Origin of the sequence: Aerococcus loyolae, assembly GCF_002871915.2 — a bacterium.
Taxonomy (GTDB): Bacteria; Bacillota; Bacilli; order Lactobacillales; family Aerococcaceae; genus Aerococcus; species Aerococcus loyolae.
Window position 1 is genome coordinate 641,319 of the sequence record NZ_CP126958.1, and the last position, 15,065, is coordinate 656,383.

12 protein-coding genes are annotated in these 15,065 nt (G+C 42.5%); 11 read left to right on the forward strand and 1 reads right to left on the reverse strand.

Translation table 11 applies throughout. The features are described from left to right. Window positions 1-6: 6 nt before the first annotated feature. From CJ190_RS02825 to guaB, 11 genes are all read left to right on the forward strand, one after another. Window positions 7-486: a V-type ATP synthase subunit K gene (locus tag CJ190_RS02825; protein ID WP_013668531.1), complete on the forward strand. Its 480-nt coding sequence runs from the start codon at window positions 7-9 to the stop codon at window positions 484-486. A gap of 21 nt (window positions 487-507) precedes the next feature. Then, a complete protein-coding gene (locus tag CJ190_RS02830) occupies window positions 508-1,089 on the forward strand; it encodes a V-type ATP synthase subunit E (protein WP_064292280.1) in 582 nt (193 codons plus the stop codon). A gap of 16 nt (window positions 1,090-1,105) precedes the next feature. Continuing rightward, entirely contained in the window at window positions 1,106-2,128 is a 1,023-nt protein-coding gene (locus CJ190_RS02835) for a V-type ATPase subunit (RefSeq protein ID WP_064292281.1), read from the forward strand. Next, the gene (locus CJ190_RS02840; RefSeq protein ID WP_060777970.1) at window positions 2,118-2,429 is read left to right on the forward strand and encodes a V-type ATP synthase subunit F; all 312 of its coding nucleotides are present in this window, start codon (window positions 2,118-2,120) and stop codon (window positions 2,427-2,429) included. The genes CJ190_RS02835 and CJ190_RS02840 overlap by 11 nt, the downstream gene beginning before the upstream one ends. Before the next feature lie 18 nt (window positions 2,430-2,447). Next, window positions 2,448-4,229 carry a V-type ATP synthase subunit A gene (locus CJ190_RS02845; protein WP_064292282.1) on the forward strand — a complete coding sequence of 594 codons (1,782 nt, stop codon included), beginning with the start codon at window positions 2,448-2,450 and terminating at the stop codon, window positions 4,227-4,229. After that, window positions 4,229-5,668 carry a V-type ATP synthase subunit B gene (locus CJ190_RS02850; protein ID WP_064292283.1) on the forward strand — a complete coding sequence of 480 codons (1,440 nt, stop codon included), beginning with the start codon at window positions 4,229-4,231 and terminating at the stop codon, window positions 5,666-5,668. Before CJ190_RS02845 ends, CJ190_RS02850 begins: the two co-directional genes overlap by 1 nt. Before the next feature lie 20 nt (window positions 5,669-5,688). Continuing rightward, window positions 5,689-6,327 carry a V-type ATP synthase subunit D gene (locus CJ190_RS02855; RefSeq protein WP_013669305.1) on the forward strand — a complete coding sequence of 213 codons (639 nt, stop codon included), beginning with the start codon at window positions 5,689-5,691 and terminating at the stop codon, window positions 6,325-6,327. A 201-nt stretch (window positions 6,328-6,528) separates the two neighbouring features. Further along, window positions 6,529-8,175 carry an ABC transporter permease subunit gene (locus CJ190_RS02860; RefSeq protein WP_101562033.1) on the forward strand — a complete coding sequence of 549 codons (1,647 nt, stop codon included), beginning with the start codon at window positions 6,529-6,531 and terminating at the stop codon, window positions 8,173-8,175. After that, the gene (locus CJ190_RS02865; RefSeq protein WP_064292285.1) at window positions 8,165-8,908 is read left to right on the forward strand and encodes an amino acid ABC transporter ATP-binding protein; all 744 of its coding nucleotides are present in this window, start codon (window positions 8,165-8,167) and stop codon (window positions 8,906-8,908) included. The genes CJ190_RS02860 and CJ190_RS02865 overlap by 11 nt, the downstream gene beginning before the upstream one ends. Before the next feature lie 448 nt (window positions 8,909-9,356). Then, window positions 9,357-10,928 carry a peptide chain release factor 3 gene (locus CJ190_RS02870; protein WP_101562034.1) on the forward strand — a complete coding sequence of 524 codons (1,572 nt, stop codon included), beginning with the start codon at window positions 9,357-9,359 and terminating at the stop codon, window positions 10,926-10,928. A 278-nt stretch (window positions 10,929-11,206) separates the two neighbouring features. Then, entirely contained in the window at window positions 11,207-12,688 is a 1,482-nt protein-coding gene (gene guaB, locus CJ190_RS02875; protein WP_064292287.1) for an IMP dehydrogenase, read from the forward strand. 107 nt (window positions 12,689-12,795) lie between these two features. Here guaB and CJ190_RS02880 read toward each other — a convergent pair whose 3' ends face one another. Beyond that, window positions 12,796-14,985, reverse strand: a complete 2,190-nt coding sequence (locus CJ190_RS02880) for an ATP-dependent Clp protease ATP-binding subunit (protein ID WP_070598013.1) — start codon at window positions 14,983-14,985, stop codon at window positions 12,796-12,798. Window positions 14,986-15,065: the final 80 nt, after the last annotated feature.

Consider the following 15,065-nt stretch of genomic DNA (forward strand, 5'->3'; position numbering starts at 1 on the left):
ACATTAATGGAAAATTGGTTAGGATTTTTAACTGAAAACGGCGGAATTTTATTTACCTATTTAGGTGCAGCCTTAGCGGTTATTTTAGCAGGTATGGGTTCTGCCCGTGGTGTTGGTGAAACAGGGGAAGCAGCTGCAGCTTTAATTAAAGACCAACCCGAAAAATTTGTGCAAGCCTTAATCTTACAATTACTGCCAGGTACCCAAGGTTTATATGGCTTCGTGGTGGGGATTTTGATCTTCATTCAAGCCAGCGCAGGAATGAGTTTAAGTCAAGGCTTCCAATATTTCTTAGCTAGCCTACCAGTAGCCTTTGTCGGTTTAGTGTCTGCTAAATATCAAGGTCAAGTGGCAACTTCTTCCCTACAAATTCTGGCAAAACGCCCTGAAAACAATGTTAACGGGATCATCCTAGCGATCATGGTTGAAACCTATGCTATTTTAGCCTTGGTTATTTCAGTAATGATGGTCTTTTCAATTAGCTAAGCATGATAAAGGAGGACGGATATGGCTACAATTAAGCAACTAACTGAAGAAGTGTATAAAGAAGTCCGTTCAGAAAATGAAGCCAAGCTGGATCATGCCAAAGCAACATTAGAAAAAGACATAAGTGATGCCAAGGAGAAAAGCCAGGCCAAATGGCAAAAGCAAAAAGAAAAAGCTGAACGTGACTATCATGATAATCTAGAAAGACAAAAGCAAAGTTATAGTAATCAATTAAATCAAGACCTCTTAGCTAAGAAGCAAGAATTAATTCAGCAGGCTTTTAAAGAAGCTCAGCTGGCCTTAAGCCAACTCAGTCAAGCGGACTTTGTCAGCATGCTGGACCAGGCGCTTTCAGCAATTCCACAAGCGGAAAATACCCAAATTGTTATTGGAGAACTGAGTCAAAATCAATTAGACCAAGAAGCTAAGCTAAGCCTGCAAGAAAAATATCCCCACATTGGCTTTAGCCAAGACTTGCTTAAAGGACATGGTGGGGTAGTTATCGAACAAGAAACCATGAACTATGATCTGACTTTTGACCAATTGATTCGTGAACAAGAAGATCATCTATCTGTCTACGTTGCTAAACAATTGAATGATTAGAAGGGAGAAGATAGCTGTGACTAAAACAAGTTATGCGAGTTTAAATGTCACTGTACGTATCCATGAAGAAGAATTCTTGGATAAGAGCGACTATCAAGCCTTACTAAGCGCCAAAAACTTGGAAGACGCTATCGCTCAATTACAGCATAGTGCTTATCGGATTCCTGATGACATTCTATCAAGTCGTGATTTTGATGGTTTCTTAATCGACCGGCTCATGCAGGCTATGCAGGAAGTTTATCAAAACATTCCTGACCAAAAGGTAGTCGATCTTTTAGGTCTGCGGTATAGCTATCATAACGCCAAGGTTATTTTTAAAGAGTTATTTAGTGACCAAGACTTTCATCATATGTATTTGCCAGCTGGTCCCTATCAGATCGATAGTCTGCGGCAGGCGATAAAAACTGGCAAGTCATCGGTCATTGATCAGCGCATGCTTGAAACCATTAATACGGTGAGGGACTATGTTGAGGACACCGAACAAATTAATGACATTTCGGTAATGCTCGATGACGCCTATTTGTCCCACATTCACTATTTGGCTTTAGCCATTGATGATGATCAAGTGACTGAATGGGTGGCTTTACGGATTGATTTAGAGAATTTATCTCTTTTACTACGTGCCATGCAACAGAAGCGGTCGAGTTCCTTCATTCGTTCATTACTCAATGAACACGGCTCTATTCCGCTCTCTTCTCTCTTAGAATGGGCTGAGAATAAGGATTATTCCAGTATTTTTAAGGCCTATGAAGTGAAGGATTATGGGGAACATTTTAGCCAAGTCTTATCGGAAACGGAAAGTGAACTATCCAATCAAGATAGAATTTCCCTAGATGGTTTAGATGCGGCTATTGAAGGCGTCATTAGTGACCACTTGCGTGAGGCGCGTTTACAAGCCTTTGGTCCCCTACCAGTCTTGGCGTATCTCTACTTTTTAAATAACGAAGTGACCAATTTGCGCTTGATACTCGTTGGTAAGAGTAACCAAATTGATGAAAATAAGCTAAAAGAAAGGATGCGGCCGATATATGACGAGTAAAATAGGAGTAGTTGGTGAAAAACAAGTTGTCACTGCTTTTCAACTCATTGGTTTTGACGCTTATCCTGTGGTTAGTGGCGATGAAGCTCGCCGCACCATTCATCATTTAGCTGAAAACAATTATGGGATTATTTATTTGACAGAAACCCTTGCCAAAGAAATCCCAGAAACCATTTCTTTTTACGATTCCCAAGTCACTCCAGCAATTATTCTTATTCCAACAAATAATGGCAGCTTGGGAATTGGTAAGAAACGTGTGAATGATAATGTCGAAAAAGCTGTTGGACAAAATATTTTATAGGATGAAGGAGGAAACTAGTTGAAATCAGGAAAAATTATTGAAGTTTCTGGTCCTTTAGTAAAAGCCAAAGATATGGACGATGCAGCTGTTCAAGAAGTTTGCCGGGTAGGAAATTTAAACTTAATCGGTGAAATTATTGAAATGCACCAAGACGTGGCTTATATTCAGGTTTATGAAGAAACCTCAGGAATTAAACCAGGTGAACCCGTTCACCCAACGGGATCTCCACTCTCCGTAGAGTTGGGGCCTGGATTGTTAACCAAAATGTTTGATGGGATCCAACGTCCCTTAGATGAATTTATGCAAGTCACTGAGTCGAATTACCTGGTTAGAGGATCAGAAGTCGACTCCCTAGACCACCAAGCGGTGTGGACTTTCCAAGCCACTAAATCAGTAGGTGATGAGGTTGTTAGTGGTGATGTTGTAGGTACCGTTCAAGAAGGATCGGTGATTGAACACCGCATCCTCGTTCCCAACGGGGTGAGTGGGACCATTGAAAGTATTGAATCGGGCGACTACACCCTCGATGACGATGTCTATTCGATTCGCTTAAAAGACAGTGACCAAGTAAAATCCTTCGGAATGTCTCAACGTTGGCCTGTACGTGTCGGAAGACCCTTTAAGCAAAAATTCTTACCGCATGAAATTATGACGACAGGGCAACGGGTAATTGATACCTTCTTCCCAATCACTAAGGGCGGGGCAGCAGCCATCCCTGGGCCTTTCGGAGCTGGAAAAACCGTCTTGCAACACCAAATTGCCAAGTACGCTGACGCTGATATTGTGGTTTACGTTGGTTGTGGTGAACGTGGTAACGAGATGACCGAGGTTATTGACGAATTTCCTAAATTGATTGACCCTAAAACAGGGGAATCGATCATGGAACGGACCGTCTTGATTGCGAATACCTCTAACATGCCAGTGGCAGCCCGGGAAGCCTCTATCTATACAGGGATAACCATTGCTGAATATTTCCGTGACATGGGATATTCTGTCGCTATCATGGCTGACTCGACTTCTCGTTGGGCTGAAGCCTTGCGGGAAATGTCAGGTCGTTTGGAAGAAATGCCAGGGGACGAAGGTTATCCAGCTTATTTGGGTAGTCGTTTGGCTGAATACTATGAACGTGCCGGAATGGTTGAGACTCTGGGCTCTGATGAACGCCGTGGGGCGGTTACCGCAGTGGGTGCGGTTTCACCTCCAGGGGGAGATACCTCAGAACCAGTTACTCAAAATACCATGCGGGTGATTAAGGTTTATTGGGGCTTGGATGCCAATCTCTCCCAACAAAGACACTTCCCAGCGGTTAACTGGCTGGATTCTTATTCTCTCTACCAAAAAGAAGTGACTGAGGGAATTTCAAAAGAACTCGATGTTGATTGGACGGGTATGGTCACTAAGTCTATGTCGATTCTACAAGAAGAGGATAGCCTCCAAGAAATTGTCCGCTTAGTTGGTGTGGATGCCCTGTCTCAAGAAGACCGCCTGACTCTGGTTATCGCTCGTATGTTGAGAGAAGATTATTTACAACAAAACTCTTATGATGAAGTGGACACCAAGACTTCCTCAGAAAAACAGTTTAAAATGTTAAGGAATATTCTAGCTTTCAACAGTGAAGCGCGTAAAGCCATGGAATTAGGGGCTTATTATGATGAGATTGTGGAAGGAACTTCAACCATTCGTGAGCAAATCGCCCGGATGAAATATGTTCCAGAAGCTGAAATTTCCAAGTTGGATGACTTAAACAATTCAATCAAACCGACTATGCAGGAAGTTGTTCAAAAAGGAGGCGTGAAATAGTGCAAAGAGAATATAAATCCATTGTTGATATTTCGGGCCCGTTAATGGTTGTCGATGATGTATCAGGTGTTGGCTATAACGAACTTGTTGAAATTAAGATGCAAAACGGCGAGTCTCGTATTGGTGAAGTTCTTGAAGTTCAAGAAGACAAGGCCATTGTCCAAATTTATGGTGGTGGCTCAGGGATTAATATCCGTGACTCCCGGGTGCGTTTCCAAGGCCATCCTTTGGAATTCGGAGTGTCAGAGGACATTATTGGTCGAACCTTTGATGGCTTAGGAAATGTGGTTGATGGTGGCCCAACACCGATTCCAGAGCAATCCCGTGATGTTAATGGTCAGGTGATCAACCCCATGGCCCGAGAATACCCGGATGAATTTATCCAAACCGGGATTTCAACTATTGACCATATGAACTCCTTAGTTCGGGGACAAAAATTACCTATTTTCTCTGGATCAGGTCTACCCCATAAGGAATTGGCTGCCCAAATTGCCCGCCAAGCGACTGTTTTAAACGATGATGAAAACTTTGCGGTTGTTTTTGCAGCTATGGGGGTTACCTTCGAGGATGCCCAATTCTTCATTGATAGTTTTAAAGAAACTGGGGCCATTGATCGGTCAGTGATGTTTATCAACTTGGCCGATGACCCTTCCATTGAACGTTTAGCTACCCCTAAGGTGGCCTTGACGGCAGCTGAATACCTGGCATATGAGAAGGACATGCACGTCTTAGTGATCATGACGGACATGACTAACTATTGTGAAGCCTTGCGGGAAGTGTCTGCTGCTCGGCGGGAAGTGCCGGGGCGGCGCGGCTATCCTGGTTACCTCTATACCGACTTGGCCGGAATCTATGAACGTGCCGGTCGGATTAAGGACGCTAAGGGTTCAGTGACTCAAATCCCAATTTTAACCATGCCTGAAGATGATATTACCCACCCAATTCCTGACTTAACCGGTTATATTACTGAAGGACAAATTATTTTGGATAAGGAATTGAACCACCAAGGGATTACTCCTCCGATTGATGTTTTACCTTCCTTGTCACGGCTAAAAGATGATGGGACCGGTGAAGGGAAGACCCGCGAAGACCATGCCGATACCATGAACCAACTCTTTGCAGCCTATGCCAAGGGGAAAGAAGCGCGTGAATTAGCGGTTGTCTTAGGTGAATCAGCTCTTTCTGATACGGATAAACTTTACTTAAAATTTGCTGAGCGTTTTGAAAAAGAATATGTCAACCAAGGTTTCGATACCAACCGAACGATCTATGAAACCTTAGACCTGGCTTGGCAATTATTAACCATCCTACCGAAATCAGAACTAACCCGGATTAATGATAAGTATATTGAAAAATACTATCCGAAATCTGATCAGGGAGCGGAAGACCAAGAATCAGACAATAAGCAAGCTGATCAAGAAAGTCATGAAGAGGCCTAGTGAAGAAGGGGTGATATTTTATGGCAAATGCTTTAAATGTTAAGCCTACTCGGATGGAATTGCAAAAACTCCAAGGCAATCTTTCCATAGCAACTCGCGGCCATAAATTGTTAAAAGATAAGCAAGATGAGCTAATGCGTCAGTTTATTGACCTCATTCGAAAAAATAATGAGCTTCGTCAAGAGGTCGAGGCGGACCTATCATTAGCTCTGGAAAATTTTGTGCTTGCATCTGCCCTGGTTAACGAGGCTTACATTGATGAATTAGTGGCCATACCTAGTCAGAGTGTGGAACTTGAAATTCGTCATGAAAATATTATGAGTGTCGATGTTCCTAAGATGAATTTTCACTATTCAGATGAATACCAAGAAGGTAAGGACCGTAACACTTATAGTTTCTTAAATACTGCTAGTGAGTTAGATGACGCGATTGCAACCTTAAATCAAGTCATGCCTAAGTTATTAGAACTCAGTGAAATTGAAAAGACCTGTCAGTTAATGGCTGATGATATTGAATCAACCAGACGACGGGTGAATGCCTTGGAATATCGGGTTATTCCTGATACCAAGGAAACGATCGCTTATATTCAAAGTAAATTAGAGGAGAATGAGCGGTCGACTAAGACCCGGATGATCAAAATTAAAGACATGAACGGGTAATAGTGATGAAGTCCCTGCTTTTGGTCTAGTTAGACCTAGCAGGGCTTTTTATTTGGATATTTTTTGCTATTCTTGAACTATGGACTTCCTTTGGTCTATAATAGAGAAATGTTCTATCAATAAGGGAGTAGAGAACTTTGTGAATATAACTTTTATTTCTTATTTTAGAACCACTCAAATAGAAGATTGGAGCGAAGATATATGTCAAAGAGATTTGGAGCAGCGCTTTCTTTTCTCTTGTTAACCTTATCCCTTTTGGCTGGTTTAGCTAGTCCACTAAGGGTAGATGCTGCTGAAAATCAGCCAAGAATTGAGGTTGATCAAGAAGCTCTTAATCAGGGATTAGAGACACCTGGTGTATTAAGAGTAGGGATGGAAGCAAATTATGCTCCCTATAATTGGAGTCAGACGACAGACGCTAATGGCGCCATCGAAATTAGTAACGCTAGCGGAGAATATGCTAATGGTTACGATGTGCAAATAGCCAAGCAAATTGCTGATGCTCTAGGGCTAAAGCTAGAAATCGTAAAGATGGAATGGGACGGTTTGCCACCTGCCTTACAATCAGCAAAAATTGATGCTATTGTAGCGGGGATGTCACCAACACCTGAACGGGAAAAACAAATCGATTTTACCGATGAATATTACGGCTCAGACATGGTTGTAGTGACCCTAAAGGATGGCCCTTATGCCAATGCCCAATCCATTAATGACTTTGATGGGGCCAAGGTAACCGCACAATTAAATACCTTCCACGTTGATTTACTCGATCAAATGCAAGGAATTGACAAACAGACCCCAATGGATTCTTTCCCAACTATGATCTCTTCCTTGCTAAGTAATAAGATTGATGCCTATATTTCAGACCGGCCTGGTGCCCTCTCTGCTGTCGCTGCTAATCCAGATTTAAAGATTGTTTCCTTTGAAGAAGGGAAAGGCTTTGATACGGGGGATATTGCTAACTGGTCATCCGTTGGGCTCCGCAAGGATTCGCCCTTAATGGAACCGATTAACCAAGCCTTAGCGACCATTCCAGATAAAGATCGGGAAAACCTGATGCAAGAAATGGTTGATTTAAATAATCGCGGCGAAGATATTGGCTTTTGGGGTGAAGTGGCCAGCATCTGGTCCACATACAAGGGCCAATTGCTTAAAGGTGCTGCGACCACCATGTATATTGCCCTAATATCTACCATTGTCGGCTTTTTAATTGGTTTATTGATTGCCATTTATCGGTCGATGCCAATTGGTGAAAGTAGCGGTATTGTATCTATTTTATACAAGGTTGTTGAATTCTTGATTACGGCTTATATTGAAGTCTTCCGGGGAACCCCAATGATGGTCCAAGCCATGATGATTTTCTATGGATCAAAATTATTCCTAGGGATTGATATGAGTTCCATGTTTGCCGCCTTGCTTATTGTTTCAGTGAATACCGGTGCTTACCTCGCTGAAGTTATCCGGGGTGGGATTATCGGTGTCGATGATGGCCAATCAGAAGCGGCTAAAGCAATTGGTATGAATCACTTCCAAACCATGACCTACGTGGTATTACCCCAAGCTATCCGTAGTATATTACCTGCTTTGGGTAATGAGTTTGTGATTAATATCAAGGACACCTCAGTCTTAAACGTTATTGCTGTTACTGAACTATTCTTTGTTTCTAAATCGGCAGCAGGGACTACCTATCTCACCTTCCAAACTTTCTTTATCACAGCGATTATTTACTTCGTACTGACCTTTACCACGACCCGCTTATTGCGTTTGGTGGAAAAGAAGATGTCGGGAAGCGATACTTATACTGTCTATCAATCATCGACTAGTGAGGTGAATATTCATGAAAAATGAGATTTTAACAATTTCTCACTTAGAGAAGAAATTTGGCGATAATTTGGTTTTAAAGGATATTGACTTTGCGGTTAGCCCTGGCGATGTTATCTCTATTATTGGTTCATCAGGATCAGGGAAGTCAACCTTATTACGCTGTATGAATTTGCTGGAACAGCCCACTTCTGGTGATATTATCTATCATGACCAGTCTATCCTAGCTAAAAATTTTGATAAGAATAAATATCGAGCCAAGGTAGGTATGGTTTTCCAACAGTTCAACTTATTTAAGAATATGAATGTGCTGGAAAATTGTGTTATCGGCCAAGAAAAAATTCTGAAAAGAAATAAAAATGAAGCTGAAAAAACCGCTTTGAAAAACCTAGAAAAAGTAGGTATGGCTCCTTACCGTGATGCCCGTCCTGATCAACTATCAGGTGGGCAACAACAACGGGTAGCTATCGCTCGGGCTCTATCTATGGACCCGGAAATCTTACTCTTTGATGAACCGACATCAGCTCTAGATCCGGAGATGGTCGGTGAGGTTCTAGGAACTATGACTGAATTAGCTAAAGAAGGCCTAACTATGATTGTCGTAACTCATGAAATGGCCTTTGCTCGCGATGTTTCTTCGCGGATTTGCTTTATGGACCAAGGGGTCATTGTTGAAGACGGCGAACCTGACCAAGTGATTAACCATCCTCAACATGAACGGACCAAGTCCTTCTTGTCACGCTATTTAGCAGAAAAATAAGATTTATCAAGAGCTGGGATAAAATTCCCAGCTTTTTTAATACGAACTATCTAATCAAAATGTGTTCCAGTCACAGGACGAACGTCCGCTTCAAAAACTGATAACGCTCAGTTTCACTGAGCTTATCTCAATTTTCTCCAGCGATTTCGTCCTTTGTGTGACTGTCACACTCTCATAAAACGTGTTCCAAAAGTCAGCCCTGACGTCCACTTCATAGAGGATGTGAGACGAGGCCTTTAGACTTTTGGATGATTGGAGTGAGTCAGAATAAGAGTCAAGTATTCGCTCGTTTCTGACTTCTCCTTCTTCCAGACTTTCACTTTTTTGTTGTCAGCTCGCACTCTTTTTTAAAAGAAAACTTTCTTAGTTTTATGGGGTTATGATATGATAAATAAGCAAGTTTTTTACTGAACCATAGAAAAAAGAAGTTATAAAAAGGATGTCATGCATGAATAGAGCAGAAGAAGTAAAAAAAAGAAGGACCTTTGCCATTATTTCCCACCCTGATGCCGGAAAAACCACCATTACTGAACAATTACTCCTATATTCAGGAGCTATTCGCCAGGCGGGGACGGTTAAAGGCAAGAAAAGTGGTCACTTTGCCAAGTCCGACTGGATGAAGATTGAACAACAGCGTGGGATTTCAGTGACTAGTTCGGTCATGCAAGTGGACTACGACGGTTATCAAATTAATATTGTGGATACCCCGGGCCACGAGGACTTTTCCGAGGATACCTATCGAACTCTTATGGCCGTGGATGCTGCAGTTATGGTGGTAGACTCTGGTAAGGGGATTGAGGCCCAAACCAAGAGATTGTTTGAAGTGGCTAGTCATCGGGGCATTCCGATTTTCACCTTTATGAATAAATTAGACCGTGATGGCCGTGAACCCATGGAACTGATTAGTGAACTAGAGGAAGTCCTAGGCATCGATGCTTATGCCATGAACTGGCCCATGGGCATGGGAAAGACCTACCAAGGCAACTACGATCTCTTTAACAATCGCTTAGAATTGACTCACCCAGAAGCTAATGACGGTAATGATTTCTTACCTTTAAATGAAGCTGGTGAACTTGAAGGGGATTATGAAGTGAAAAATTCTCCTTGGTATGAGGAAGCCGTGGAGAATGCTCAGCTCTTAAATGAGGCTGGAAATCCTTTCGACTCTGAGGCCATCCAAGCAGGCAAGTTAACGCCAGTCTTCTTTGGTTCTGCCTTAACTGGTTTTGGCGTTCAAACTTTCTTAGATGCCTTTGTCGATTTTGCTCCCGCTCCCCAAGCGGTCGAAACAGTGGAAGGGGACTTAGTCGACCCTCTTGATGAGCAATTAACCGGCTTTATCTTTAAGATTCAAGCTAACATGGATCCCCGACACCGTGACCGGATTGCCTTTGTGCGGATTTGCTCGGGCGAGTTTCATGAAGGCATGGATGTCACTGTAGCAAGAACGGATAAGAAGTTAAAGTTGAATAATACTACGCGTTTTATGGCCGATACTCGTGAACATGCTAGTTTAGCAGTGGCGGGAGATATTATTGGTCTGTATGATACCGGAAACTTTCAAATTGGAGACTCCATTTATTCAGGTAAGCACAAGGTAAACTTTAAACCTCTCCCACAATTTACTCCAGAATTATTTATGAAGGTGAGTCCTAAGAATGTCATGAAGCAAAAATCCTTCCATAAGGGGATTAAACAACTTGTTGAAGAAGGGGCTATCCAACTTTATAAAACTTGGCACACCGAAGAGTATATCTTAGGGGCAGTAGGGCAACTCCAGTTCGAAGTCTTCCAGTACCGTTTGTTAAATGAATACAATTCGGAAGTGGAAATGACACCCCTGGGGAATAAAATCGCTCGTTGGATTTCCAAAGATCAATTGGATCCTTCCATGTCATCGAGCCGTAACTTGCTCTGCAAAGACCGCTTCGACCAACCTGTCTTTCTCTTTGAAAATCAATTTGCTGAAAATTGGTTCCAACAAAAATATCCTGATGTACAATTAGAATCCTTGTTATAGGAATCGAATAAGTGTGCAAAAAGCAAATGTAGCCCTAATAGGCTACCGATAAGTCCTGTCAGTTTTTGATCAGCTGAACATTTATAGCTAGTTAGTTCGCTAATGACCCCCTTTTCACCAAAAACACTGTATTTTGGTAGAAAGGGGGTTTATTATCTGCTAAATTGCTTATAAAGCGTATATTTTAATCGTAATTTACTAAAAATGTATGTATTTTTGCATTTACTTGTGCTATATTAGGGATCAATATAAAATATCAAAAAAGGAGTTTTGGCTTCATGAATCAATGGGAAAATAAATTTGTTAAAGAAGGACTAACATTTGATGACGTATTATTGATACCCCAAGCGAGTGATATTGTTCCTGACCAGGTCAATGTCAGTGTTCAATTAGCTGATAATATTCGCTTAAACGTTCCTATACTCTCGGCAAGTATGGATACTGTGACTGAGTCAGAAATGGCCATCGCCTTGGCACGTTCAGGCGGTATGGGAGTCATCCATAAAAATATGACCATTGATGACCAGGCGGGTGAGGTTAGAAAGGTTAAACGCTCAGAAAGTGGTGTGATTACTAATCCCTTTTATCTTTATCCTGATAGTACCGTTAGAGAAGCGGAAGAATTAATGAGCCTTTACCACATTTCTGGTGTTCCCATTGTGGAAAGCCAAAGCTCTCATAAGCTAGTGGGAATTATTACTAACCGCGATAAACGTTTTGTTACGGATAGCTCGAGAAAAATTTCTGACTATATGACTAAGGATAATTTAGTGACTGCTCCTGTCGGTACCAGTTTAGAAGCAGCTGAAGAAATTTTACAAAGTCACCGGATTGAAAAGCTACCCCTAGTCGATGAAGCGGGAAATCTGTCTGGTTTAATTACTTTTAAGGATTTAGCTAATGTAAGAAATTACCCCGATGCGGCTAAGGATGACAGTGGCCGTTTACTGTGTGCTGCGGCTGTGGGAGTGACTTCTGATACCTTCCGTCGGGTTCAAGCTTTAGCTGAAGCAGAGGTTGATGCTATTGTGATTGATACGGCTCATGGTCACTCTCAAGGTGTCTTGAATAAGATTAAAGAAGTCCGTCAATCCTATCCTCATCTCACTATTATTGCTGGTAATGTGGCGACTGCTGAGGGGACGAGAGCGCTTTTTGAAGCAGGTGTGGACGTGGTTAAAGTAGGGATTGGACCTGGTTCCATTTGTACTACCCGGGTGGTCGCTGGGGTAGGAATGCCTCAACTAACCGCCATTTATGATGCGGCCCAAGTAGCTAATGAATTTGGTAAAACCATTATCGCCGATGGAGGTATCAAGTATTCTGGGGACATCGTGAAAGCCCTGGCAGCTGGTGGTCACGCAGTGATGCTAGGTTCCATGCTAGCGGGTACTGATGAAGCTCCAGGTGAAATGGAAATTTATCAAGGCAGACGCTTCAAGACATACCGCGGAATGGGGAGTATGGCTGCCATGAAAAAAGGGTCGGCCGACCGTTACTTCCAAGGTGAAGTGAATGAAGCCAATAAATTGGTGCCCGAAGGTATCGAGGGCCGGGTTTCCTATAAGGGGCCAGTTAGCGCCATTGTCTATCAAATGGTGGGAGGCTTACGGTCAGGAATGGGCTATTGCGGTGCCCACAATGTAGAAGACTTACGCCAAAATGGTCAATTTGTCCGCATCAGTTCGGCCGGCTTGGTGGAATCGCATCCTCATGATGTTCAAATCACTAAAGAAGCTCCAAATTATTCACGGGGTTAAATCGGCTAAAGCTTTGATTGATTTGCGTTTTAGTAAATATTCTATTAATTAGGCAGACAAAAAGGAGTTGGGACAAATCCCAACTCCTTTTCAAACGACTTATTTGATTAATCGGCTTCGCTTTCTTCAATGGCCTGACTATTTTCACTCTCATTAATAACAATGTCGCCAGAATCATCCACGGTAAAGTGGACATAGGAAATACTTGGGTCCTTTAAGTATAGGTCCGCGACTTGGTTTTCGATCTGTTCTTGGATAACCCGTCTTAATGGGCGGGCACCCAGTTTGGGGTCATAGCCCAGTTCAACAATAGCTTCTTTCACTCGGTCGTCAATGGCAATGCTGATTTTTTGGCCCTTGAGTAATTTGTTCATGCTGGTGAGCATGTGGTACACAATTTGAATTAATTCTTCCTTAGTCAGTGGTTGGAATTCAATGATACCGTCAAAGCGGTTCATGAATTCAGGCTTAAAGTAATTATCCAATTGGTCCAAGACGGATTGGTTTTTTCCTTGTTGACTAGCGGCAAAACCAACGCTAGCTTCAACATTGCCCGTCCCGGCATTGGAGGTCATGATGATAAGGGTATCTTTAAAGGAAACCGTCCGACCTTGTGCATCAGTTAGTCGGCCGTCTTCCATGATTTGTAGGAAGAGGTTGAGTACATCAGGGTGAGCTTTTTCCACTTCATCTAAGAGAATGAGGGAATAAGGTTGCCGTCTGACTTGCTCGGTTAATTGGCCGGCTTCGTCATAGCCGACATAACCGGGTGGTGAACCGATCATCTTAGAGACACTGTGTTTTTCCATGTATTCAGACATGTCAAAGCGGATCATTGCTTCTTCACTACCAAAGAGTTGCTTAGCCAGCTGACGGGCTAATTCGGTCTTACCAACACCTGTTGGTCCCACAAATAGGAAGGAAGCAATGGGTTTATTGCCTGGGTGGAAGCCCACACGGTTACGGCGGATTGCTGCTGATACTTTTTCGACAGCGGGATCTTGGCCGATAATTGTCTCCTTGAGTTCATCCTCAAGTTGCAATAAATTGCTTTGTTCTTGGTCTTGTAACTGGCCGACGGGGATACCAGTTTTGGCTTCCACTAATTCTTCGATGTCTTCGACGGTGATCGTTGGGACTTGTTCAACAACAGCTTCATTATTAGCGGCCATATCCTTATATTTCTTTAATTGGTCGCGGTAATAGGCTGCCTTCTCATAATCTTCAGCATCGGTAGCCATTTCCTTTAATTTTTCTAATTCTTTAATCTGATTTTCTAAGGCCTCTTTATCCAAGAAGGGAATGGTTAAATTTTTCTTGGATCCCGCTTCGTCGAGAAGGTCGATGGCCTTATCAGGTAATTGCCGGTCTTGGATATAACGATTAGACAGGATAACCGTTGCTTCTAAGGCCTGGTCAGTAAAGTGAACATGGTGGAATTTTTGGTATTGGTCGGCTAGGCCCTTGATAATAGTGATGGCTTCTTCCACCGAGGGTTCATCCACTTGAACAGGTTGTAAGCGGCGAGCCAGAGCGCCATCTTTTTCGATACGACGGAATTCATTTAAGGTTGTTGCTCCGACTAATTGCATTTCACCCCGAGCCAGAGCAGGTTTTAAGATGTTGCCAGCATCCATTGATGAATTATCGGCTGTTCCTGCTCCCACGATTTCATGGATTTCATCAATGAATAGAATGATTGATTGATTTGAGCTGACTTCTTTGATTAGGGCTTGCATTTTTTCTTCAAATTGGCCCCGAACCCCAGTGCCTTGGACTAAAGAAGCCACATCTAAACTAATAACTTCTTTGTTTTGTAGCTTTTCAGGAACTTCTTTAGCCACTATTTTTTGAGCTAAACCTTCCACAACTGCCGTCTTACCAACACCGGCTTCACCAATGAGGACAGGATTGTTTTTGGTTCGACGGTTGAGAATTTCGATCACCCGATTTATTTCTTGGTCACGGCCAATGACCGGGTCGTACTTGCCTTGTCGAGCCAATTCGGTCATGTTGGTCCCATAATTAGCCAATAGGCTATTTCCTTGGCCATCATTAGGATGGTGTGGAGGCTCTTGGCCGTTAGAATTATGGGTCCCTTTATCTTGCATTTGTCTGAGTAGCTCATAGAGGTTTCCCCATGAAGTATTATCATTATTGCTTTTTCCAGCTTGAGATTGGTTGCGAATTATCTCTGCATAACAAGGCTGGCAAAGGTTAATTGCCTGTCTTTGACCATTAATATTCGCATACATGTGAATGGCAGCTTCGCGTTGGTTACAACGTTGGCATTTCAATAGTGCCACGCTCCTTTCTTAAGAAATTGGCCAATATTTTTAATATACATATATTGTAAAAATACCTTTTTGATAAACAT

Excerpts from the sequence above, each read along its gene's own strand:
- CJ190_RS02870 (WP_101562034.1), top strand. The coding sequence starts at position 9,357 with ATGAATAGAGCAGAAGAAGTAAAAAAAAGAAGGACCTTTGCCATTATT.
- CJ190_RS02830 (WP_064292280.1), top strand. The coding sequence starts at position 508 with ATGGCTACAATTAAGCAACTAACTGAAGAAGTGTATAAAGAAGTCCGT.
- CJ190_RS02825 (WP_013668531.1), top strand. The coding sequence starts at position 7 with ATGGAAAATTGGTTAGGATTTTTAACTGAAAACGGCGGAATTTTATTT.
- guaB (WP_064292287.1), top strand. The coding sequence starts at position 11,207 with ATGAATCAATGGGAAAATAAATTTGTTAAAGAAGGACTAACATTTGAT.
- CJ190_RS02865 (WP_064292285.1), top strand. The coding sequence starts at position 8,165 with ATGAAAAATGAGATTTTAACAATTTCTCACTTAGAGAAGAAATTTGGC.
- CJ190_RS02855 (WP_013669305.1), top strand. The coding sequence starts at position 5,689 with ATGGCAAATGCTTTAAATGTTAAGCCTACTCGGATGGAATTGCAAAAA.
- CJ190_RS02860 (WP_101562033.1), top strand. The coding sequence starts at position 6,529 with ATGTCAAAGAGATTTGGAGCAGCGCTTTCTTTTCTCTTGTTAACCTTA.
- CJ190_RS02840 (WP_060777970.1), top strand. The coding sequence starts at position 2,118 with ATGACGAGTAAAATAGGAGTAGTTGGTGAAAAACAAGTTGTCACTGCT.